This window comes from Solitalea agri (assembly GCF_023914155.1).
GTDB lineage: Bacteria > Bacteroidota > Bacteroidia > Sphingobacteriales > Sphingobacteriaceae > Solitalea > Solitalea agri.
On the sequence record NZ_JAMWYS010000051.1, the window covers coordinates 1 to 24,508 of the forward strand.

General features: G+C 37.7%; 21 protein-coding genes. 6 read left to right on the forward strand and 15 right to left on the reverse strand.

From position 1 onward, the window contains the following. The first annotated feature begins 265 nt into the window (after window positions 1-265). The 5 genes from NF867_RS14090 (at window position 266) to NF867_RS14110 (ending at window position 7,600) form a co-directional block, all read left to right on the forward strand. Window positions 266-2,920, forward strand: coding sequence for a glycoside hydrolase family 2 protein (locus tag NF867_RS14090; protein WP_252588764.1), 2,655 nt, complete (start codon window positions 266-268; stop codon window positions 2,918-2,920). A 10-nt stretch (window positions 2,921-2,930) separates the two neighbouring features. Then, window positions 2,931-5,303, forward strand: coding sequence for a glycoside hydrolase family 3 N-terminal domain-containing protein (locus NF867_RS14095; RefSeq protein ID WP_252588765.1), 2,373 nt, complete (start codon window positions 2,931-2,933; stop codon window positions 5,301-5,303). A gap of 146 nt (window positions 5,304-5,449) precedes the next feature. Next, entirely contained in the window at window positions 5,450-6,109 is a 660-nt protein-coding gene (locus tag NF867_RS14100) for a hypothetical protein (protein ID WP_252588766.1), read from the forward strand. Between the two features lie 84 nt (window positions 6,110-6,193). After that, window positions 6,194-6,514 (forward strand): thioredoxin, encoded by a 321-nt coding sequence (gene trxA, locus NF867_RS14105; protein WP_252588768.1) that lies wholly within the window; start codon window positions 6,194-6,196, stop codon window positions 6,512-6,514. 183 nt (window positions 6,515-6,697) lie between these two features. After that, on the forward strand, window positions 6,698-7,600 hold the full coding sequence (locus tag NF867_RS14110) for a DUF58 domain-containing protein (protein ID WP_252588770.1): 903 nt from the start codon (window positions 6,698-6,700) through the stop codon (window positions 7,598-7,600). A 463-nt stretch (window positions 7,601-8,063) separates the two neighbouring features. Here the strand turns inward: NF867_RS14110 and NF867_RS14115 are convergent, their stop codons facing one another. From NF867_RS14115 to NF867_RS14130, 4 genes are all read right to left on the reverse strand, one after another. Continuing rightward, the gene (locus NF867_RS14115) at window positions 8,064-9,389 is read right to left on the reverse strand and encodes a sensor histidine kinase (protein WP_252588772.1); all 1,326 of its coding nucleotides are present in this window, start codon (window positions 9,387-9,389) and stop codon (window positions 8,064-8,066) included. Window positions 9,390-9,479: 90 nt separating this feature from the next. After that, on the reverse strand, window positions 9,480-10,157 hold the full coding sequence (locus NF867_RS14120) for a response regulator transcription factor (RefSeq protein WP_252588774.1): 678 nt from the start codon (window positions 10,155-10,157) through the stop codon (window positions 9,480-9,482). Between the two features lie 98 nt (window positions 10,158-10,255). Then, window positions 10,256-11,443, reverse strand: coding sequence for an aspartate aminotransferase family protein (locus NF867_RS14125; RefSeq protein ID WP_252588776.1), 1,188 nt, complete (start codon window positions 11,441-11,443; stop codon window positions 10,256-10,258). 94 nt (window positions 11,444-11,537) lie between these two features. Next, complete coding sequence (locus tag NF867_RS14130) at window positions 11,538-13,406, reverse strand: SPFH domain-containing protein (RefSeq protein ID WP_252588777.1); 1,869 nt, start codon at window positions 13,404-13,406, stop codon at window positions 11,538-11,540. A 224-nt stretch (window positions 13,407-13,630) separates the two neighbouring features. Between NF867_RS14130 and corA the strand changes: the two genes are divergently transcribed. Then, on the forward strand, window positions 13,631-14,530 hold the full coding sequence (gene corA / locus NF867_RS14135) for a magnesium/cobalt transporter CorA (RefSeq protein WP_252588779.1): 900 nt from the start codon (window positions 13,631-13,633) through the stop codon (window positions 14,528-14,530). On the opposite strand, the gene NF867_RS14140 is transcribed toward corA, so the two are convergent. The 11 genes from NF867_RS14140 to NF867_RS14190 form a co-directional block, all read right to left on the reverse strand. Then, on the reverse strand, window positions 14,527-14,988 hold the full coding sequence (locus NF867_RS14140; protein ID WP_252588781.1) for a hypothetical protein: 462 nt from the start codon (window positions 14,986-14,988) through the stop codon (window positions 14,527-14,529). The two genes, corA and NF867_RS14140, sit on opposite strands and share 4 nt — an antisense overlap. A 4-nt stretch (window positions 14,989-14,992) precedes the next feature. Continuing rightward, a complete protein-coding gene (locus NF867_RS14145; protein ID WP_252588784.1) occupies window positions 14,993-15,679 on the reverse strand; it encodes a hypothetical protein in 687 nt (228 codons plus the stop codon). 98 nt (window positions 15,680-15,777) lie between these two features. Continuing rightward, on the reverse strand, window positions 15,778-16,332 hold the full coding sequence (locus NF867_RS14150; RefSeq protein ID WP_252588786.1) for an RNA polymerase sigma factor: 555 nt from the start codon (window positions 16,330-16,332) through the stop codon (window positions 15,778-15,780). A gap of 99 nt (window positions 16,333-16,431) precedes the next feature. Continuing rightward, window positions 16,432-17,385 carry a transketolase family protein gene (locus NF867_RS14155; RefSeq protein ID WP_252588787.1) on the reverse strand — a complete coding sequence of 318 codons (954 nt, stop codon included), beginning with the start codon at window positions 17,383-17,385 and terminating at the stop codon, window positions 16,432-16,434. Between the two features lie 103 nt (window positions 17,386-17,488). Then, the gene (locus tag NF867_RS14160) at window positions 17,489-18,346 is read right to left on the reverse strand and encodes a transketolase (protein WP_252588789.1); all 858 of its coding nucleotides are present in this window, start codon (window positions 18,344-18,346) and stop codon (window positions 17,489-17,491) included. Window positions 18,347-18,644: 298 nt separating this feature from the next. Further along, window positions 18,645-19,289: a PAQR family membrane homeostasis protein TrhA gene (gene trhA, locus NF867_RS14165; RefSeq protein WP_252588791.1), complete on the reverse strand. Its 645-nt coding sequence runs from the start codon at window positions 19,287-19,289 to the stop codon at window positions 18,645-18,647. A gap of 87 nt (window positions 19,290-19,376) precedes the next feature. Further along, window positions 19,377-19,991, reverse strand: a complete 615-nt coding sequence (locus NF867_RS14170; protein ID WP_252588793.1) for an HD domain-containing protein — start codon at window positions 19,989-19,991, stop codon at window positions 19,377-19,379. A gap of 100 nt (window positions 19,992-20,091) precedes the next feature. After that, window positions 20,092-21,486 (reverse strand): aldehyde dehydrogenase, encoded by a 1,395-nt coding sequence (locus NF867_RS14175; protein ID WP_252588794.1) that lies wholly within the window; start codon window positions 21,484-21,486, stop codon window positions 20,092-20,094. A 130-nt stretch (window positions 21,487-21,616) separates the two neighbouring features. Continuing rightward, on the reverse strand, window positions 21,617-22,078 hold the full coding sequence (gene bcp, locus NF867_RS14180) for a thioredoxin-dependent thiol peroxidase (protein ID WP_252588796.1): 462 nt from the start codon (window positions 22,076-22,078) through the stop codon (window positions 21,617-21,619). Window positions 22,079-22,105: 27 nt separating this feature from the next. Then, window positions 22,106-23,869, reverse strand: a complete 1,764-nt coding sequence (locus tag NF867_RS14185) for a M23 family metallopeptidase (RefSeq protein ID WP_252588798.1) — start codon at window positions 23,867-23,869, stop codon at window positions 22,106-22,108. Between the two features lie 9 nt (window positions 23,870-23,878). After that, window positions 23,879-24,490, reverse strand: coding sequence for a fumarylacetoacetate hydrolase family protein (locus NF867_RS14190; RefSeq protein ID WP_252588800.1), 612 nt, complete (start codon window positions 24,488-24,490; stop codon window positions 23,879-23,881). Window positions 24,491-24,508 lie beyond the last annotated feature (18 nt).

The window sequence follows — 24,508 nt, forward strand, 5'->3', positions numbered from 1 at the left end:
TCTTAGTGTACTTTTGCTTCCTTTCTCATTTTAAATCTAACCATAACAAATCTAAAGGAGCGTAGTCGAAGCTTTTTGGGGAACTAGCCTTCGACTTCGCTCAGGCTGACTGTAGTTGGTAAAACTGTCATGCTGAGCGTAGTTGAAAGTGCTCTTTCAATTACCTTTTGGCTCCGCTTAGGCCAACTGTAAGTCACGCTGAACGTAGTCGAAGCGGACCATAAACGATAATATTGTAAATTAGATAGGTTTATAACAATTACGTATGAAGAAAAGATTAGGCATAATCGTTCTGATTATTCTCTCTATAACATCCTTTAAATTAACTGCCCAAAACCGTTACGAATTAAATTCGGGCTGGGTATGTGCTCCAATAACATCAATAAAAGAAGCTGGGGATGCCATTTCCTCCTTATCCTATTCATTGAAAGCATGGAAACCGGCTGTTGTTCCGGGAACGGTTTTAACTTCCATGCTTGCTAACAAGGAAATTCCTGATCCTTTTTACGGGATGAATAATAATCAGATCCCTGATATCTACCAAACCGGAAGAGATCATTATACTTACTGGTTTGTGAAGGATTTTAAAGAGGAAGTTCTAAAAGGTTCGCAACAAGTTTGGTTAACCTTTAGAGGGATCAATTACAGTTGTGAAATCTACCTGAATGGAAAAAAAGTAAATGCCGAGCCTAATAAAGGCATGTTTCTTCGGAAAACTTTCAATATTACTTCCTTACTTTCTTCAACCGGAAATAACCGATTGGCTGTAATCGTTTATCCTCCTGATCCTGTTGGTAACCCGAACGGAGGGCAAGGAGGTGATGGTATGATAGCCCGAAATGTTTCACATCAGTATGTGGCCGGTTGGGATTGGATTCAACCTATTCGCGACCGAAATACCGGAATTTGGGATAAAGTGTTTATTGAACGAACCGGTGCTGTAAACATAAAAGATCCGCATGTGGTTACATTGGTTCCGGGTAAAAGGAAGACTTCTGGCATACAGGCTCCGGCCCAGCTTAAACTTTCAGCCGATCTACAAAATGCCTCGAATAAAACTGTACAAGGTGTTTTAATATATAATTTCGAAGGCAAATCAATATCAAAACAAGTGTTGCTAAAGGCAAACACTACTGCAACAGTTCAACTACCTGATTTAACCATAAATAACCCCCGTTTGTGGTGGCCGGCTGGTTATGGAGATCAACCTCTTTATAACGTTAAACTTGAATTTGTAGAGAATGGCATAGTCGTTACAGATACTGAACCGGTTTCCTTTGGAATAAGAGAGATCCAAACCGAATGGAATGAGCGAACCAGGAGCAAACAAGTTTCGGTTAACGGTCAGAAAATATTTATTAAAGGTGGTAATTGGATCATCTCTGATGCAATGCTTCGATTTTCAAAAGAACGTTATGATGCCGAAGTGCGTTTTCATCGGGATATGAATTTAAACCTGATCAGAGTATGGGGAGGAGCATTGGTTGAACGACCTGAGTTTTATGAGGCTTGTGATAAATATGGATTATTGGTTTTTCAGGATTTTTGGATTTCCGGAGATTGTAATGGACGCTGGCTTGACCCGATGAAACTGGATGACCAATGGACCCGCAGAAAATACCCAGATGATCATAACCTGTTTTTGGAATCGGCTGCAGATATGATTAAAATGGTTCGTAATCATCCTTCGCTTGCAATGTGGTGTGGGGGAAATGAAATGACGCCTCCTGAAGATATTCTAGTGCCGCTAAGAGATTCGATTTTGCCTACTTTAGATGGTACCCGATGGTTTGTTGAGTATTCGAACGCTGACGAAATGTCGTACAATTCTATTGGAGGAAACGGCGATGGCCCCTATGGAATTCAAAATATCAAGACGTTTTGGGAAGAAAGAACTTATCCCTTTAATAGCGAAGTTGGTTCGGTAGGTATTGGTGATTATGAATCACTGGAGCGATTTATTCCAGAAGAAAACATGAAAGTCCCTGTTTTTAAATCAGGGGTGAAACCGGAAGAATTAACGGATTCAGTTTGGACATATCATAAGTATACGGGTGTTGGATATAATCAATTTATAGAACCCTATGGTAAGCCGAAGGATTTAAGAGACTTTGCATTAAAAGCCCAGTTGGTGAATTATGATCAATATCGGGGTTTGATTGAAGGGTTTAGCTCTCACATTTGGGATTGGTATACAGGCGTGATCATCTGGAAAACTCAAAATCCTTGGACCGCAATGCGGGGACAGATGTATGATTACTACCTCGACCCGAATGCTTGTTTGTATGGGTTGAAGTCTGGAAGTGAACGATTGCATATCATGTGCAATCCGGTTGACGGGATGGTTATGGTGGTGAACAATGGTTTTGAAGCACAACGGAATTTGATGCTAGAGGTGAAATTGATCGATATGGAAGGGAAAGAAAAACTGATAACGCAGGTGTTTTCTAATATCGATGCTTCAAGCGCTAAAAAATATCTTTCCATCAAAAAAGAGTTGGATGAGATGGCAAAAACCAAAGGCGCTTTTTTAACCTTAAGAATATTGGATGAGCATCAAAAAGTAGTAAGTGATAACTTTTACTGGTTACCTAATGAGAGTGGACAATACACAGGTTTGCAAGAGATGAAAGCTGCAGATCTGCAGGTAAATGCCAGGAAAATTGCTCCAGGTAAACTGGAAGTTACTCTCAAGAATCCAACAACTAACCCTGTGGCGTTTTTTAACAGAGTGTCCGTTGTTGATAAACAATCATCAAATCGAATATTGCCGGTGTTTTATTCTGATAATTACCTTTCGGTTATTCCGAGCGGGGAGAAGAAGGTAATAGTTGAATTCGATCCGAAACTCAATTCAACTGAGCTTGCAATCAAATTGCAAGGTTGGAATGTAACAGAAAAAGTCATTACAATAGACTAATAAGGTTATTATGAATCTAAAAAATGGGTTGCTCTTTCTGTTGTCAATATGTATCGCCAATTCGGCTTTTTCTCAATTACAAACGCCTCTTTATAAAAATGCAAATGCACCTGTTTCAAGCCGAGTAAATGATCTTCTTTTAAGAATGACAGTCGAAGAGAAAGTAGGTCAACTTTCTGCTTTGCTTGGATGGGATATGTATTTGAAAAAAGGGAAGCAGGTTGAAGTTAGCGATCTGTTTAAAAAATCTGTGGCAGAACAGCATATAGGCATGCTTTGGGCTACATTAAGGGCCGATCCATGGACAAAAAAGACCTTGAAAACGGGGTTAAATCCTGAATTGGCGGCTAATGCAACGAATGAGCTTCAACGGTATATTATTAAAAACACGCGCTTAGGTATTCCATTGTTATTGGCCGAAGAATGTCCGCATGGTCATATGGCAATTGGTACAACGGTTTTTCCAACGGCCATTGGTCAGGCTAGTACCTGGGATCCGGACTTAATTGAACAAATGGCATCAACAATTGCTGCTGAGGCCAGGTTACAAGGCGCGCACATTGGCTATGGTCCTGTGCTCGATTTGGCAAGAGAACCCAGATGGTCGAGGATGGAGGAAACTTATGGAGAAGATCCTTATCTGAATGCTGAAATAGGGAAGGCTATGGTCAAAGGTTTTCAAGGCAATAACTTAAAAAGCGGAACCAATATAGCTTCTACCCTAAAACACTTTGTTGCTTACGGAAATCCTGATGGAGGACATAACGGAGGGAGCATTTCGGTTGGTCAGCGAGAATTATTTGAATCTTATTTACCTCCGTTTGAAGAAGCTGTAAAGGCTGGAGCATGGTCGGTTATGACCGCCTACAACTCGGTTGACGGTATTCCATGCAGTGCAAATCCCTTTCTGCTTAAAACAGTGCTAAGAGAAGACTGGAAGTTTAATGGATTTACTGTTTCAGATCTTGGCAGTATCTCCGGTTTATATAACAATCATAATGTTGCGGCCTCAAAAGAAGATGCTGCAGCGTTGGCCATTAATTCCGGATTGGATCAGGATTTAGGAGGCTACGGATATGGAAATATATTGCTTAAAGCAATTGAGCAAGGTAAAGTATCTCAAAAGACGCTTGACTCGGCAGTGGCTAGAGTGCTTCGGCTGAAATTTGAAATGGGTTTATTTGAACAGCCCTACGTCGAACCAAATAAGGCCGCAAAACTCGTTGGTTCTACACAAAATGCTCAATTGGCAAATCGTGTAGCTAAAGAATCAATCATTTTACTCAAAAACGAAAACCACTTATTGCCGCTTCAAAAGGACCTGAAGAGAATTGCAGTAATTGGTCCGAATGCAGATAATAGTTATAATCAATTAGGAGATTATACCGCGCCTCAGCAAGAAGATAGGGTAGTAACTGTGTTGGATGGTATCAGAAATAAGGTCGGTAAAAATGCAGAAGTCACTTACGTTAAGGGCTGCAATATCCGTGATACAACCGAACAGTCGATTGCAGAAGCTGTAGAGCTTGCCAAAAAGTCGGAAGTAGCTATAGTTGTGCTTGGAGGCTCTAGTGCCAGGGATTTTAAAACCGAATACCATAGTACGGGAGCAGCGGTTGTGTCAGATAAGATAAGTGATATGGAAAGTGGTGAAGGATTTGATCGTGCTACCCTTGATCTGATGGGAAATCAACTTAAACTGTTGCAGGAGATGGTTAAAACTGGTATTCCGGTTATCCTTGTTTTGATTGAAGGGCGACCGCTTAATCTTAATTGGGCTGCTGCCAATGTTCCGGCTATAATCAATGCATGGTACCCCGGTCAGGAAGGTGGTAATGCAATTGCTGAGGTGTTGTTTGGAGACTTTAATCCGGCAGGTCGGCTAACCGTTTCGGTGCCTAAATCTGTCGGACAGCTTCCTGTTTATTACAACCATAAAAAGCCCTCTCCTCACGGCTATGTTGAAATGGATGAGAAACCCTTGTATTGTTTTGGATATGGATTGAGTTACACCTCATTTGATTATCGCAATTTACAAATTAAAGTTTCGGAGGAAGAACGTGATCTAAAGATATCGGTCGAGTTTAAGCTTGTAAATACTGGCAAATTTGATGGGGATGAAGTGGTACAGTTATACATTAAGGATAATGTGAGTTCGGTGGTTGCCGCAGTTAAACAGCTGAAACGCTTTAAGAGAGTTAATTTAAAAGCGGGAGAGGAGAGAATAGTTAAATTCTCTCTGACCGCCGATGACCTTGCGCTCTATGATAATCGGATGCGAAAAGTTGTTGAACCAGGTCAATTCACTTTAATGGTTGGGGCTTCTTCGGATGATATTAGAGTACAGGGAATGTTTAATGTTTCAAAAGCAGTGGTGTGGTAAATGTTAAATGGGAAAGAAAATTATTAACCTCAGAGTGAATGTATTAAGTTTTTTAAAACCTTAAGTAATTGCTTTTTTACAAATAGGCCATATTAAGACAATAACTAATATGAATATTTATGGATTATTAATTAAATATCCATAAAATGAAAAAACATCTTTTAACAGTTGTTGCCATCTTGGTAACATCATTAGCTGCAAGTGCACAAATTCAAAAAGGAAATCAAGCTTTAGGGTTGAGCTTTTCGGGATATTCTCAAAATATTAATATTGATTTTGCAAATGGAGAAGAGCACAGAAGAAGTGCTAATATTTCTCTTGATTATAGCTATTTTGTTTCAGATAAAACTGCGATCGGTGTATTTGTAGGATATAGCAATGCAACACATAATTATAAAAATGATACTCAGGCTGAGATGACAGATGATTCAAGAGTCTACAATTTTGGTGTATTTGGAAAAAAATATTTTATGTTTTCTGATAAGTTTGGAGGGATAGGAAATGTATCCCTATATGGGGATATTGCGAATGGAGAGTTTCAGAATAATCCTGATTCTCCTGTTCGGGAAACTAACAGTAAGGGATTTGGAACAGGATTAAATGGAGGTGCAGTGTTTTTTCCATGGAAACGATTAGGTATAGAGGGGAGTTTAAATTTAATTAGTTTGGGTTATTCAAAATCAACAGGTATCGATTCTGATGGAAATGAAACTAAGTATTCAACCTTTAATGTGTATTCAGGTTTTTCTCAGCCATTTCAAAATATTCAACTTACCCTCCGCTATCATTTTGGCTTTAAAAAGTAATTTTGTCAGTCAAATTTCTTGATGCATTCGTTGGAACAATTATTGACTCAATCTGTTATATTTGCACACGTAAATTTTAAAAATATGGCTTTAGTTATTACCGACGCAAACTTCGAAGAAGTTGTAATGAAATCAGATAAACCTGTATTAGTTGATTTCTGGGCTGAGTGGTGTGGTCCTTGCCGCATGGTTGGTCCGGTTGTTGAAGAATTAGCAAGCGAATATGAAGGCAAAGCTGTTATCGGAAAAGTAGATGTAGATAACAACCCTGAAGTATCAATGAAATTTGGTATTCGTAATATTCCTGCTTTGTTATTCTTCAAAAACGGTGAAATTGTAGATAAACAAATTGGTGCAGTTCCAAAATCGGTATTAGCCGGCAAATTGGAAGCTCAATTAGGATAATCATATAAAAGCACTAATTAAATGGCCTTGGATTTTTCCAAGGCCATTTTTGTTTTCAGAATACATTCTTAAAGTTATATTTGAATGAATGAAATTTGATAGCTATTTGCGTTTATCCTAATTCTTTTTCAAACGAAAAGTGATTCGCATATCTCAAATCCTATATCTCTTATCTCAATAACGATGCTCGAAAACAAAGAAGAACTTCAACAAATAAACCTTGAGTTATTAGCCAATCAAGTGGTGGAGGGTTTTATTACCGGTTTGCATAAAAGTCCGTTTCATGGGTTTTCTGTTGAATTTGCTGAGCATCGATTATACAATACTGGTGAATCGGTAAAAAATATCGATTGGAAACTTTTCGGTCGTACTGACCGACTGTTTACAAAGCGTTTTGAAGAAGAAACGAATTTGCGCTGCCAGTTGATCATTGATGCATCTTCTTCAATGTACTATCCAGAAGGGAATAAGAATAAACTGCAGTTTTCGGTGTATTGTGCAGCTTCCCTGATCAATTTATTGAAACGTCAGCGCGATGCCTTCGGATTAAGTGTTTTTTCTGACAAAGTATTATTATCCACTCAGGCCAAATCTACCACAGCCCACCAGCGTTTTATCTATTTCGAATTAGAGAAATTGATGGCCGATAAGCCAAAGAATCGAACTACATCCTTGGTTACCTCACTGCATGAAATTGCCGAAAATATTCACAAGCGCTCAATGGTGGTTATTTTCAGTGATATGATGGAGAGCATGGAAGATACGGAGGCAGTATTTTCGGCACTTAACCATTTGAAACACAACAAACATGAAGTCGTGCTTTTTAATGTCACAGACAAACGTTCTGAACAAGAATTTCTGTTTGAAAATCGTCCTTATCTGTTTGTCGACACCGAATCTGGTGAAGAGATTAAAGTTCAGCCTGGTCAGGTTAAAGAGTCGTATTTAAAAGCCATTACAGAATATAAGTATAACCTGATGCTTAAATGTGCTCAATATCGCATTGACTATATTGATGCCGATATTAATGAAGGCTTTTATCCGATTTTGAATGCGTACTTGGTAAAACGGAATAAGATGATGTAAAACCCACATGAAATAAAAAATACACCAACAGCCATGAACGCTAATTAGTGGGTTCTTGATGGCCTTTGAAAATCAATTAAATTTCAGAAAAAAAAGCCCGTTTGCTGGTATGCAAACAGGCCCTCTTCTACTATTAATTACCTAATGAACTGTATGGAGTTTTAGGTTTTCTTGACAGAGCATCTGCGCGCTTTTTACAGTTGCTGCTTTTTGTGTTTCGTTTTTTAACATCTATCCTCTTTGCCTTATTCTCCCTCACGTATTCTAATTAAGAATTGTAATTGTATAGGCGATAGTATTTCTACTGTATTTCAAATTGTTAAGGCATCCAAAACATTCATTGCAGTATTTTCTTACTACTTCTTCTTATTGTTTTGATACATCAAATTACTACTTATAAGATGAAGATTTTATGAAGTTTCCGGAGTTTTTAAATCAGATGATAGGTAATATGAATTGGAAATTAGGATAGGATTGGAAACTTAAATAATACCGTTGTTCCCCTTTGCGGTGTTGAAGATATACTGACGTCAATGTTATGAAAGCTTGCGATGGTTTTCACAATAGAAAGCCCAAGTCCGTTGCTGTTTTCTTCAATGGTTGCCGGTTTGCCAAATCGCTTAAAAATAGTCTTCAATAGTTCAGGTTCAATTCCAACGCCAGTGTCACTTATCAAAAGTTCATAATGGCTGTTTATTATTTGATCGCTAATGTTTATACTCCCTTTCAAACGGTTGTATTTGATAGCATTTGTCACCACATTAAAAATCATTGTTCGTATTAATGCTTCATTACCTTTAAACTTAAACGAATGCATTAAATTAATATTGAGCTCAATATCTTTCTCTTCCAGACGATGTTCAACTTCTTCGCTTATTTGTTGAATCTGCTTATGGATATCTATTTCATCTTCCTGTTTAAATTGCTCATTCTCAATTTTTGATATCAGTAACAAGCTATTAACCACATTTTTTAACCAGTGCAAGGTGTTCAAGGATGAATAAATTTGATTCTGGACTTCTTCTCCCACACTTTCATCGTTTAATAAGTTTTCGAAACGGGTTTTTAAAATGGCAATAGGTGTTATAATTTCATGGGATACATTGGCAATGAATTCCTTTTGCGTATAGAAGGATGTTGAAATGCGCATGAGCATTTCTTTTAATTGTTTATCCAGGTGTTGAAAGTCGGAAGTGCTGGTTGTGATTGAATCAAAGTTAAAGTGCGAAGGATCATTAACATCTTTTAAGCGCTTATTAATAATAGTAGATAAGGGTTTAAGTAAATATCCAGTAAACAGAAAGTCGGTTATCAATGTAAGTGAAATCGCCACAAACAAAACCAATAAAGTATAATTCCGAAAGGTTTCCTGAAATTGCTTGATACTACTTAGGCTTTCGCCAATTTCTAATTGATATTGATGTTCGTCGAAATCAAAATCATAGGTTAAAATGCGGTAATTGCTGGTTTGATTTTCAATAACACGTTCTTCGTTAGAAAAATTACCAATACTATCTTTCTCATTAACAGGTGGGATGATTTTTAATAAGATATATTCCTCTTTAAGCACGTTATAGCTGGCAAAATCGGTATCCTGTTCGGTGATGTATTCAGAAATTTCTTTTCCGGAGAGGTTTTTAATGAACTGCTGTTTCTTCTGCAGGATCCGGGTGTCGAGGTGGTTATATGCTACACGCTCTGCTCCAAAATCAAACACAAACGCCAACGAAACGATGATGACTATTTTAGTGATGATGTTGTAAGCGGCAAATTTTGCTTGTAAACGCATTATTAAAGTTAAAATTTAGAAGTACAATTTTAGAAGTTTCTGTTGGATCAGCTTTTTTACTTTTAAAATTTTACTTTGTATTTCTAATTTCTACTGGTTGATTTTATATCCAATGCTTCTAACAGTTTCAAACCAGTCGATGGGAGAGTGGGCCTGAAGCTTTTTCCGTAGGTTTTTAACATGCACATCCACAAAGTTCGAGTCACTGTTGATTTCCAAAACATCTCCCCAAACATGCTCTGTGAGCTGTAATCGAGATATTACCCTGTTTTTATTCAGCATTAAAAAGTTTAAAATATCGAATTCTTTTTTGGTCAGGCTAAGTTTAGTATTGTTGAAACTTACCTCCCTGTTTTGAATATCGATTATAAACCCATGCAGGTTAACATCATTTTTTACCAGTCGATGCTTACGACGAAGTATCGCATGCATGCGCGAATTTAATTCTGAAAGTTCAAACGGTTTGCTTAAATAGTCATCTGCACCCAGGTCAAGGCCTTTTACCTTGTCTTCGGTTGCTCCGCGGGCAGTTAACACAATAACAGCATCCTCGCGATTTGGCAATTGCCTAAACTCTTGTAATAAATCTAAACCATCACCATCGGTTAAACCTAAATCAAGCAAAACAAAGTCGTACGAATTGACAAAAAGCTTTTCAGTAGCTTCCTTTTTATTATAGGCTAAATCACATAAAAAGCCTTCTTGTTTTAGAAATTTGGCAATCTCGTCAGATAAGCTATATCGATCTTCAACAATTAAAACATTCATATAGTAAAGTTAGAAGTACAATTTTAGCGGTACGAATTTGAAATTCATAATTAGGAGAAATGTACGCATTTGTATTTCGTACATCGTACATCTAAAATCTACATTATTTCATTGATGCTTTGCAAAATAATAGCACACGCCTCTCTAATTTGATCCTCTGTAATGATTAGGGGAGGAGCTATTCTTAGCGAGTTAGAGCAATGCAAAAACCAGTCGGTGATAACGCCGTTTTCAATACAGCGATCAATGATTTTCTTATTTAATTCGAAACTTTCGAACTCAATAGTGAACATCAGGCCTTTTCCTCTGAAATCTAAAATGACAGGGTGCTTTAACAACTCTTTGAAAAGCTGATGTTTAGTTTCTACCTGTTCAATTAGATTGCTTTCGAGCAAGGCTTCAAAACCAGCTAACCCTGCAGCACAGCACACCGGATGACCGCCAAAAGTGGTAACGTGGCCAAGAATAGGATCATTCCTTAAACTCGCCATGATCTCGTTGGAAGAAATGAATGCGCCGATTGGCATTCCTGCCCCCAATGCTTTTGCAAGTAGTAAAACGTCAGGAATAATTCCAAAGTGCTCAAATGCAAACAGTCTACCTGTGCGTCCCATTCCAGCTTGAATCTCATCTAAAATTAAAAGCGTCCCTGTTTCCGTACAACGCTTTCTTAAGGCTTGCATGTATTCTATTGAGGGTACGCGAATGCCCGCTTCACCCTGAATAGTTTCGATAATAACACAAGCGGTTTTAGTTGTTATTAATTCGAGATCGGGTAAATGATTGAAGTTGATGAAACGAATATCGGGTAGTAGTGGTCGAAAGGCATATTTGTAATCTTCATTACCCATTACGCTTAAAGCACCGTTTGTGCTTCCATGGTATGAGTTTTTACAAGCAATAATTTCAGTTCTTCCAGTAAAACGCTTAGCTAGTTTTAGGGCCCCTTCAGTAGCCTCGGCACCTGAGTTTACAAAATAAACCGACTGTAATTGTTCGGGAAGGTAAGTGGCTAGTTTTTCGGCAAATAAGGTTTGTGGCGCCTGAATGAACTCTCCATATACCATTTGGTGCATGTAGGTTTCGGCCTGTGTTTTTATCGCATTTACAACCTTTGGATGACAATGACCAATATTGCTCACCCCGATCCCTGAGATCAGATCGATATGAGGCTTGTTGTTTTTGTCAAACAGATAAATACCTTCACCTCTGGTGAACTCGAGCATTAACGGGAAATCGGTAGTTTGTGCGTTATGTTGTAGAAATAACTGACGTAATGGAATCATACTGCAAAATTGATAATTTTCTTTTTAGTTTTCATTTAAAACGAAAAGAGCCGGAAGTATTAGTTCCGGCTCTTGATATTGTTTAATCAACAGATTAGTCGTGTTTTTCAGGCTTATCACCTTTAGGTTTCAATTCTGGTTTAGCTTCGCTGCCACCTTTTCGTGCCAGTTCATCCATTAATTTTAAACCTAATAAACCACTGATAGAACTGTTGGTGTTGTCGGCTCCTCCTGAGATCAGTACGTCAGGGATGATCTTAATACGATCTTTACCAATGGTTTCAGCAATTTTATACTGGGTAAAGTTATCACCGCCCATTGCACTAACTGCCAATTTGTAGGATTCGGCAGATGATTTACCGATAGCCAGAATTTTCTCCGCCTCTGCATTACCGGTTTTTGAAATTTTTTCAGCTTCTGCTGATGCCAGCATTTTGGTTTTTTCCGCTTCAGCACTTGCCAATACTTTAACTCTTTCTGCTTCAGCAGTTGATTGAAGTTTAACGCTTGTTGCCTCACCCGTTGCTTTTTCTACCGAAGCATCAGCAACGCGTTTCGCAATAAGTACACCCTGATCTGCTTTAACGATATCTTTTTGGATTTCGGCCAAAGCAGTTTCCTTTTCCAGTAACTGACGGGTTTCTTGGGCTTGTTTCTGCGTTTCGAAAGTTACTTTTTGCTCTTCCGCAATTTTACGGTCGGTCAAGGTTTTCATTAATGATTCTGGAGGAACAATATCTCCGATCAAGGTGTCCACGCCGTTAACATTGTACTGGTCTAATACCTGACGGATATGTTCTCTGGCTGATTGCTGGCGCTCTTTACGGGTTCCAAGGAATGCAATAACATCAGAATCTTGTGCTGAGTTACGGAAATAGTTACCAATGGTAGGTTCTAAAACCTGGCTCACCAGATTGGTCATGTTCCCAAAACGCGCAATAACTTTAGGAGCCTCATTAGTTGGAATATGAATGATCTGAGAAACATCCAAATTGAAAGGGAAACCATCTTTAGAACGTACAGTAATGGTCGAAAGGTTTTTGTCTAGTTGATGTGATTCACTGCGTGCACTCGCCCAGTTTAAAACCAGGTTAGTAGTTGGTACTAACTCAACACGCATAATGTAATTGTTGATAGGGTATTTTCCCGGTCCATAAGGTTCGGCCCAAACACCTTTGTAACCTTTTCCCACAATGTTTCCATGCTTAAACTCCGTGCCGCTCAAATCTTCGCCGTCTTGTCCAACATAAGAAATAACAACACCCACATGTCCAATCGGAATTTCGGTCATTTTAGTTTCTTCAACCTGGATAAACCAAGGGTTAAGGTAGTAGGAACCCGCCAGCATTACCTGAGGCTGTAAACCTTTATATCCGCCCGCCTCTAAAAAGGCATCCGCATTTTGGAACATATTATGACCACCTACATCTTTTCCTGCTATGCTTCCGGCTGGTAATGGCTCGCCATCAAGTGTAGTTACAATACCTACCATGTTTTCATTGATAACCGCCATATTGGTCAGCTCTATCTCAAAAAGGTTTGTATTGATACGGTAAATACCGGTAGTGATATATTGCGACTGACGACCTTTTCGTCCGCCGTTTATTAAGAACTTCTCAGCATCTTGAAATGAATCACAATCAACCTTACGACCTAAAATGCGTCCGCTTTCTAATTCGGCACCGTCTTTGGCATTTATCAAACCGATTTTACCTTGTGGGATTACCGTTAAACTTTCCAGTTTAACTTCGTATTGCCATAACCAATACCAAAAGTGAATACCAGGAGGCAGGGGTTTGGCTTGAAAACCGGCCTCGCCAAGGGTAGCAATAATTCTTCCTTCCGGAAGACTTTTGTTAGGGCCCAATAAAACGAACTTCTTAGTTACTAATCCGATTTTATCTTCCGGAACGAAAACAATTCCGAAGAAAACACGAAAGATCATTTTGTAAAAAACGATCATAAAGACGGGGATAAGAACCCACCAAAAATTAAGTAGAATACTCATGAAATAATAATAAGTAATGATGATTTTAATTAACTAACACGTAACGGTAAAGTGTTGAGGTTACATTGGTGTATTAAAATTTGAAAGCAATTTTAATCAATTAACATGGTTTGTAAAGACGATTTTTTTAACATGATGTTAGTAATTGGCTGCATTCAAACAAATATTTATCTTGCTGCATGATTACTACTTTACAGGAAAAAGAAAGCGCGGGTTTTACCTGGATTGATGTTGAGAATCCCACTCCTAATGAGTTGAACGATATTGCCTTGAAGTACAATTTGCACTACACATCGGTTCAGGATTGTCTTGAACCGGATCATTTGCCTAAGTATGAGGTGATTGATGATGTGGTGTTTATTATTGCCCGAATTTATGATCAGAATGCGAAAGCTGATGAATTAAACATAAATGGCTTGACCCGTAAAATTGCCATTTTCTCTGCTGATGGTTTGGTGATAACCATTCATCGTTCACCTCAACCATTTTTACATCACTTGCAGGATCGATGTGCTGCGATGAAACATTCTCCAGGTAGGTTTCAATTGCTCGCGTTAATTATGGACAAGGTATTCATGTCCTATGAAAATCCTATAGCTAAAATAACCGAGCTTTTGGAGTTTTACGAAGACCGAATGTTTTTGAAAAACCGTTTGCCAAATTTACTACAACACTTTTACCAGTTGAAGCGAAAATCTTCAACTTTAAGAAGGACAATTCTCGTTTCACGAGATATAATAAATAAACTGGGCGAAAATTTGAAAGGGCCAATAATGCAGGATTTGAAAGATACCTACGTAGAAGTTGAAACTCATTTGGATCAATTAATAGAATCAGCCAGCAACTTAACGGCAACATACATTTCTTTGGCATCACAAAAAACCAATGAAGTAATGAGAGTCCTGACCATCTTCTCTGTATTCTTTATGCCTTTAACGTTTATAGTAGGTGTTTATGGGATGAATTTTGAAAATATGCCCGAATTAAAAACGCCTCATGGTTATCTCGTTACATGGTTAGTAATGATCATCGTAACCATCATTGTTTATTTTTGGTTTCGCCGTAAAAAATGGCTTTAATCAGTTGTTTGACCTGATTGATTACGTAAACGTTTTAGTAATTCTCGTTTAAACTGTTCTTCGGCCATATAGAGCTTAGCCACCTTTTTCAAAGGAATAACCTTTTTGAAACGATCATAATATTTTCGTTCTACATCCAATTCACGTTGCTGAATATTAAAATCATTTAAAATCACATCTTCTACCTCTTTGTCTGAAAGATTATCGGCATTCATTCTGGCCATAACAATCTTTTGGCGACGCTCTTTGATCAAACGTTGTTTTTCAGTTTGGTACTCATTATAAACCGGCCAGAAGACCTTTCCCTCCTCAGCAGTAAGTCCAACTTTAGTGGTTATAATAGAAACTTTCAATGCCTCAATGTCAGCTTTACGCTGACTCAGATCTTGCGCTTTAATAAAAAATGGTAAGAAAGTAAACATTGTAAGCACCAAAATGGCTAAACTTCGCTTTTTCATTAGTTTATAATTCCTGGAGTAAGAGTTCTTCGTCAACGTTATTTAAAATATAATTTTCCAGTTTTCCCGTTTTTTCAGGGTCCTGTTGTTTGTAATTAGTATTAATTGATTTAGCATTCATCACTTCATCCACCACCATCGATTCATCAAAATAATTAAGATCGAAATTCTGATTATCTATTTTTACAACATTTGCAGTACTGTTTATTTGTTTATCAAGCTTACTGGTTTGATAAACGGTATAGCCAAACCATCCAGCCAAAGCAGTGAAGCATGCTGCTATTGCCATACGATAGAATCTATTTATAAATGTTTGATGGGCATTTTTAAGCTCAATGTCTGCTATGTCGCTAAATACTTGTTCCTCTATTATAGAGGATAGCTCTTCGAAATAATTATCAGGTGTGGTAAACGGATTCTTTTTAGTTAAGCCAGGAATAGAAAACTCGCTATCTTCGGATTCTTCACTCTTTAATCGATTCTGAATTCTATCTGAAAGACTATTGAAATAGTTGTCGGGCAATTTAAACGGATGCTTATTTGTTACCCTTTCAATATTTAAACCTGAATCTTCCAGTTCAATTTTTGCCCAAATACGGTTACTTAGCGAATTAAAATAATTCTCAGGCACCGTAAACGGAGAAGGTTGTTCGGGCTTAGGGATACTATTTTCAAAATCGTTCGTGTCCACCGTAATTGATCGCTATATTTTAATAGAGTAATAAAGTATAAAATGGTTTAAAGTAAAAATACAAAAAGTTTGAAAATTGGCTTTTTGTGTAGAACAATCTACTCGTTTTGGTTAAAATATTCTTCTATTTTTTTTACTGCATGATGATAAGATGCCTTTAACGCTCCCACGCTAGTATCAAGCACTTCCGACATATCCTCGTACTTCATCTCATCAAAATACTTCATGTTAAAAACGATGCGTTGTTTTTCGGGTAAGGTTAAGATCGCTCTTTGTAGTTTCATTTGGATGTGATTGCCGTCCACGTAAATGCTGTCAGTTAGCTTATCCACAAGGTAACCGGCATGGTCCTCGAAACTTTCGGAGGCACGCATTTTTTGTCGGTTTAAAAAAGTAATGGATTCGTTGGTAGCAATGCGATACAGCCAGGTATAAAGCTGAGCATCTTCTCTGAAGTTAGATAGGTTTTTCCAAACCTTGATAAAAACTTCTTGTATCACATCATCGGCATCGTCGTGATCAATAACCAGACGGCGAATGTGCCAATACAATCGTTTTTGGTATTTTTCTATTATTTGATTAAAGGCAAGATTTCGGGTGGATTCACTTCGAAATCTTGCCAATATATCTTTATCGCTTATTTCTTCCTTCATGAAGTGTTAAGTATCGCTTTAAAGTTGGCATCGGCTAAAATAGTAAAAAATTATAGCCAAAAAAGCTTTCTGTTATTCGGTACTTAAGCAGACGAAGAATTATTTACGGCTAATTGCTTTTTTAGCAGCTTCAACAATATTGTTTTTATCCAAACCATATTTTGTCATCAACTGATCAGGAGTACCACTTTCTCCAAACGAGTCGTTTACTGCAATATATTCCATTGGAACAGGTTTGTTTTTTACCAATAATTGAGCAATGCTGTCTCCTAATCCGCCTAAACGATTATGTTCCTCACAACTTACTACGCAACCGGTTTTAGCTACAGAAGCTAAGATAGCTTCATCATCTAAAGGTTTAATCGTATGGATGTTTATTATCTCAGCATTGATACCCATTTCAGCTAGCATTTCACCTGCTTCAATTGCAGGCCATACCAAGTGACCAGTAGCAAAAATAGTAACATCAGTACCTTCATTAAGCATTAACGCTTTACCGATTTCAAATTTTTGATCGGCAGGAGTGAAGTTAGGTACAGTTGGACGGCCAAAACGCAAATAAACGGGTCCATGGTGGTCGGCAATAGCAATAGTAGCCGCTTTAGTTTGGTTGAAGTCACATGGGTTGATAACGGTCATTCCAGGCAACATTTTCATCAAGCCAATATCTTCCAGAATTTGGTGAGTAGCACCGTCTTCTCCTAATGTTAATCCAGCGTGAGAAGCGCAAATTTTCACATTTTTGTCTGAATAGGCAACCGACTGACGAATTTGGTCATAAACACGACCAGTAGAGAAGTTGGCAAAAGTACCTGTAAAAGGAATTTTACCACCAATGGTCATACCAGCAGCTAAACCAATCATGTTCGCTTCCGCAATACCCACCTGAAAGAAGCGCTCAGGATAGTCTTTTTTGAAAGCATCCATTTTTAATGAGCCGATCAAATCAGCACAAAGAGCTACAACATTAGGGTTTGTTTTGCCTAGTTCGGCTAAACCAGCGCCAAAACCAGAGCGAGTATCTTTTTTCTCTGTGAAAGTGTATTTTTTCATTTTAGAGTTTTATATCGTAAATGCATTTGCTGTCTTAAATCAGCAGTTTGGCATTTTTATCCCTATTGTTATCGGGACAAATTATCTAATTCTTAAAATTATCTTAATAATCGCCGCAGTAGTTATAGCCAATTGGTTCTTCTAGCTGAGCAAGGGCCTGTGCTAATTGCTCATCGTTAGGAGCAACACCATGCCATTTATGAGATCCCATCATAAAGTCAACACCGAATCCCATTTCAGTTTTCATCAGTATGACAACGGGTTTTCCTTTGCCGGTTTGTGTTTTGGCATAGTTTAGGGTTTTTAAAACCTCGTCCATTTTATTGCCATCCATATCAATAACTTCCCAGCCAAATGCTTCCCATTTTGCACGCAAGCTACCTAATGATAGAACCTGATCAGTAGAACCGTCAATTTGTTGACCATTTACGTCGATAGTAGCAATCAGGTTGTCAACTTTGTTGTGAGCAGCATACATTGCAGCTTCCCAAATCTGACCTTCCTGTAACTCTCCGTCACCATGTAAACAGAATACAAGGCTTTTATCGCCATTTAATTTTTTAGTTTGAGCCGCACCCAAAGCAACTGAAAGTCCTTGCCCTAATGAACCAGAAGCCATACGGATACCAGGTAACCCTTCGTGGGTAGTAGGGTGACCTTGTAAACGGCTGTTTAGTTTACGGAATGTGCTTAATTCTTTTACAGGAAAATATCCTGAACGCGCTAAAACACTATAGAATACTGGTGAGATATGTCCGTTTGATAAGAAAAACACATCTTCGCCAATGGCATCCATGTTAAACTCAGGGTTATGGTTCATTACTTCGAAGTAAAGAGCAACCAAGTAATCAGTACAGCCCAATGAACCTCCCGGGTGACCAGAGTTTACGGCGTGAACCATACGTACAATGTCTCTTCGCACTTGCAAAGCAACTTTTTTTAACTTTTCTGTAGTTGGCATTTCGTGGGTTTTAATAGTTATTTTGTGGGATATGAAGATTATTTAAAGGCGCAAAATTAAATAAATATCTGAGCTTTAAAACGATGAAAATCAAATATTATCATTTATGAATTGTTCCTCATTTCGTTGTTTTACAACTTCTTAATGCCGAGATAGGTTTGCCAATGTTCTTAAGTCGATTATTTTGCTGTTTTGGAAAAAGAAAAAGCATTTGAAATACTCCTGTTATCTCAAATGCTTCCTGCAATATCAAATGTACGTCTGTTATTCTTTTCTTACCATTCCTAGGTAAAGTTATCTAATTGCTGATTAGCTCTAACATGGCTCCAAAATGAGTTGCAGCTCCAGCTAAAACAAATAAATGCCAAATGGTATGATTGTAGGCTATTTTTTCATTTCGATAAAAATAAACTCCAATGGAATAAAACATTCCGCCGAAACCAAACAACGATAAAATGAGATTAGGTACTGCAATTGATAAAGGCTGAATAATCAGCATCCCCATCCACCCCAGGCAAACATAAATGGTGGTAGATAAAATGGTGTATCTACCTGTAAAAAAAATCTTGAAAAATATGCCAGTAATTATAATTGTCCACATGGCAGTTAAAAACATACTTCCCGTTTCACTTTTTATGTAATGCACGATAACTGGCGCATAAGTTCCACCAATTAAAAGAAATATACAGCAGTGATCGATGATTTGCCAGAATCGCTTTCGCTCCGGTTGACGGGTAGCGTGGTAAATGCTGGATACAAAAAACATGGTGATCAGTGAAGCCGCATAAAAGCCGATGGGTAGCAGAAGGCTTTCTTTGATAAACATGCATTGCCATAACAAATACATTCCACCGATAGAGAATGCTATGGCTCCGGAGAGATGAGTGAGCGTGTTTAAGCGCTCATGTCTTTCTTCGTAAGAGGGATAGGTAAAAAGATTCATAAGCAAGAATTTTATACATATAATTTACGAAAAACAGCTTAGAAAGAAAAGGGGAATGCTAAGATTTAGGGGAAAGTATGGCACTTTTTATAATAAAAGTTTATTGATTTTGGCTTGTTCTAAAAGCTGTAAAAAGAGGTTCCATATTTCGTCAGAACCTTGCTCAATGACCGCTAATTTTTTAAGTGCCTGTTCTGCTTTTACCTGCGCTTCAGTCCAGCTTTGACCTCCGTTAACAGAATTTAACAAGAAAGGAGTGATCCGATCGATGGCATTTGCAAAGAGAGATTCAGGTGTTTGTGTCGCTTCAAACTCCAGCCAAAGTGCCTTGAACTCTGACTTTTGTTCTTCCGGTAACAGTCCAAAGAGCTGGTCCGCTGACTGGGTTTCATTTTCAAATTTTCCAACATTGGCTTTTTCGTCAAACAGAAATACATCGCCCGCATAAATTTCGACTAAGTCATGCAGTGTAAGCATTTTTATCACCTTTAAAAGGTCTATGTTCTTTTCTTTTGCGTATTCAGAAAAAGTAAGTGTTATTAAAATGATTTGCCATGAATGTTCGGCTGTGTTTTCCCGACGACTTCCATCAGCAATAAAGTTTCTTCTGATAACTTGTTTTAGCTTATCGGTTTCGAGAATAAAGTTGACTTGTTGGGAAAGACGTTCAGTGAGGTTTAAATTATTTAAGAGGGAATGCATAATGGCGCAAAAATAAAGAGATTAGTCCATAGTTTGTAGACCATAGAAAAATATAACGACTTGACTTCTATGGTCTATGGACTATTTACAAAGGACTACATTAATATCGCAGGAACATTCGCAACATTTTCAGTTTGTCTTTGAAAGGAGCATATTGAATACCACTATCGAACCAGGTTTGTGTTTTTAAAACTGATTTCATTCGGGTAAACGCATCGAAACTAAACTTTCCATGGTAGTTGCCAATCCCACTATTGCCAACACCTCCAAAGGGTACTTTTGGGTTACCTAAATGTATTAGGGTGTTGTTAATACACCCCCCTCCGAATGGCAATTTGTTGATATAAAGCTGCTCAGTTGCTTTGTTCTTAGTAAAGAGATAAAATGCTAGCGGATTAGGGTTTTGCTTAATTAATTCAAATGTTTCATCATAAGAATGGAACTCAAAAATTGGCAGAATTGGGCCGAAAATTTCATCATTCATTAAAGGTGAATCCATTGAAACATTTTCAATTAGCGTAGGAGAGATGTAAAGCTTTTCTTCATTTGTTTGTCCTCCGCAAATAATATTCCCCTGATCAAGGTATTTCTTTAAAGTATCAAATCGACGGTTGTTAATGATGCTGCCATAATCACCTTGTGATGGTGAGTCAGTATAAAATTCAGTGATATATTTCTTGATCAGTTCGATCAGCTCCTGTTTTCTGGAATGATGAACCATTAGATAATCTGGCGCTACACAGGTTTGTCCGGCATTGGTAAACTTACCCCAAACAATTCGTTTGGCAGCGTTATTCAGATCCACTTCTTTGTCGACAATGCAAGGGCTTTTGCCACCAAGTTCTAAAATAACCGGAGTCAGTTTTTTAGCCGCCATTTCGGCAATAGCGTAGCCTACAGGAATGCTTCCGGTGAAAAATACCAGATCGAAACGATGGTTGTTCATCATGTCGGGAATTACCTGTGCTCCATCACCTTGAACTGTTGCAACATATTCAGGACCAAAAGTCTCCCTTATTATTTTTTCAATTATTACCGCTGTAGCTGGTGCTAATTCCGATGGTTTAAGTATGGTGCAGTTTCCACCCGCAATAGCTCCGATTAATGGGTTGATCAATAGTTGAAAAGGATAGTTCCATGGTGCAATGATCAATACGCAACCAAGCGGGTCTTTATGAATATAGCTGGAAGAAGGGAACAAAGCCATTGGAGTACTTGGACGTACGGGTTTCATCCATTTTTTTAAATGCTTAATTGCAAAATTGAGCTCTTCATAAACAATGCCTACTTCCGTGCCATATGACTCGAATTCGTGTTTGTTCAGGTCTCTTTTTAGTGCATTAAAAATTGCCTCTTCATTACTTCTGATGGCCTGCTTTAACTTTTTTAGTTGCTGAAGTCTGAACTCATAACTAAGTGTTGCTCCAGAGTTAAAGTATTTACGTTGTTTGCTGATTAAAGAGCCAAGAGTTGTTTGTTCGATTTCTGCAATCATGGTTGTTTATTGATTTGAGTAAATAAACAAAAAATATTGTACCAATTTAATTAATAGGAGGAAAATTATGCACGCATTGTTAAGATGTAAATAAGATATCTGATTATTGAAGGCCAGATAATGTTTTTTATTACCCAATGAGGTCTAATACTTGTTGAGCAGCATTTTTGGAAATTACTTTTTCAATAATATGGGTTATTACACCTTTACCATCAATAATAAAGGTAGTCCTGAATGTTCCCATATAAGTCCTGCCATACATGCTTTTTTCGCCCCAAACGCCATAATCTTCAACCATTTTTTTGTCTGAATCGGCAATAAGTGTGTATGGAAGGCTGTATTTGTTAATAAACTTTGTATGCGACTTTTCATTGTCAATACTTACTCCAATAACCGCAAACCCTTTGGCTGATAAAGCGGCATAATTATCTCTAAAGTCACAAGCTTCGGTAGTACAAGTCGGAGTATTATCTTTTGGATAGAAGAACAATATGATCGTTTTGCCTGCGAAATCACTTATTGAAATTTTGTTTCCATGTTGATCAACACCTGAAAACTCCGGTGCTTTATCGCCAATTTTTAATTTTGTCATTATTTAATGCCTGTTATTATGCTGGTTTTATCTGTAAAAATCAGCTTCGTATAACGATGAATTATTTTTCATATCAGTAACAACTAATTGTAAGGTGTGTATTCCAGTAGTTATATTGCTGGAGAAAGTATGTTTCAAAACGCCGGTCTTTCCGTTCATTTCAAATAAAACCCACTCACCGTCAATCATTCCTTTCCATTCTTTTACACCTGAAAGTGCATCACCAACTCTGAAGGTGATTGTCGAAGATGCTGACATGTTTTTTTCATTGACGATATTTAATGGTGTAATTCGGGGTGCTAAGGTATCAACAGCAAGGTAAAAGGTTCCAAAGCTTTTTAACTGTGCTTTTACATATCCATTTTCAAACTCGCCTCCTTGGTAGGTTTTATTCTCGCTAACAATTACAGCCTTTTCAGGAACTGTTAGAGAAGCATCAGGTTTAATAAGAAGTGTATATGGTTGATTGATAGGAACCGATTTATTGTGAATAGTAAATAGATTAGAATAAGCGCCATAAATACGTCCTCCCATTTTGAAATCAAAATTGAAATCATCGAAGAAACAGCCTACAGGGAAAGTAGCAATTAAATTTTCAGCAGTATATTGGTTTTCTTTATCCCAGTAAAATTGAGTTGTACCAACTTTTGCAGGTCTTTGAAAAAACTTTTTGATGTTTGTGCCTTTAACATTAAAGGCTAATGATGAAACATTTCCTGCGACATCTTTAACGATGTATTCAAATTTGTAATCGCCATTAATTTCAAAACTTTGGATGCCGCTGGCTGGTGCAATTTTATAAACTGGTAATTTATTCCCAGGGTCAACAAATGATTTCTGAATAAAGTTTTTATTCAATTGAAATGAATGGTAATCGATATAAGCATTTATGCAGCGTTGTAAACTGAAATCTAAGTGATCGAAGACAGTCTTGAACACAGTTTGATCATCACGTTTTAATTCAATTGAATAAATTCCATTTAGGTTTCCTGCTCCATCCTGCATATCGTCAGTAATGATCCCAAAGCCAATTTGTCCGTTCAAATTAATTGTTGCTGCCTGACTTACCGAGTATTCACCATTGCCTTTGTTCGCAATAGGAAAACCAGCCCGTACATTACTTCCGTTAACAGAGCTGCTATCGTTCATCGGGTAAACATAAAAGCCTTTGATAAATGGTTTTTTAGTGTCTTTAACTGGCAAGCCAAATAAAAGCGGATTAATTGGCTCCTCTGTTTTGGTATCTCTGATCTCAAAGTGAAGATGTGGCCCTCCCGAACTTCCGGTATCACCTGAATAACCGATAAGTTCACCTTTTTTTACCAGAATGTCTGTTGGTAATAAATTAAAGTCTACCTCAAATGACTGACGACTAGCTTGGGCATTTCGTAATACAGCTTCCAAACGGGGTGAGTATTTCATCATGTGAGCATATACCGATGTAAAACCGTTTGGATGATCGATATATGCGGCATTTCCAAAGCCCCAAACTTGTACCCTGATCCTTGAAATATAGCCATCAGCAACCGCATATATAGGGAAACCCGTTCGTTGTTGGGTTTTAAAATCCAATCCTGTATGGAAATGATTCGGACGGAGTTCACCAAAAGTCCCTGCAATTGCTACCGGAATATCCATAGGTAATCTAAAATAATCCTGTGGATAAGTTCGCTCCTGGGCTGTGGTCGTAGCTGCAGGCAACTGTTTAGGATTATCATTATTAGAAATGAAATAACCGAAATATGTCGCTAAACCAACAGAAAGAGCAATGGCGCCTTTAATTACACTCATTCGTTTCAATTATTTTACTTCAAAGTCAATCAGTTTCTTTCCCTCAATAAAGCCTGTCAATCTATCTCCAATGGCAACTTTTCCTACTCCTTCTGGAGTTCCTGTAAAGATTAAATCACCTTTCTTCAATGTGATAAATCTTGAGATATAGCTGATCAATTCTTCAAAAGGGAATATCATATTTTTTGTATTTCCTTTCTGAACCTCATTGCCATTTATTAAAAGGTTGAAGTTGATATTTTTTAAATCGGGAAATTCCGATTTTGGGATGAAATCGCTTACGGGTGCAGAATTGTCAAAACCTTTAGCAAGCTCCCAAGGAAGTCCTTTTTCTTTAAGGCCCTGCTGTATATCACGAGCGGTAAAATCAACGCCTAAGCCTATTTCCTCAAAATAATTGCCTGCGAATTTAGGGTCAATATGTTTGCCTTCTTTAGCTATTTTCAAAACAATTTCAATTTCATGATGGATATCGTTCGAAAAATCAGGGTGGTAAAATGCCTGATTATGCTTTAGTACAGCAGTATCGGGTTTCATAAAAATAACGGGAGACGTTGGTACTGCGTTATTTAATTCTTTTGCATGAGCTACGTAATTTCTTCCAATAGCAATTATCTTCATGTTTATATTTTGATTTTA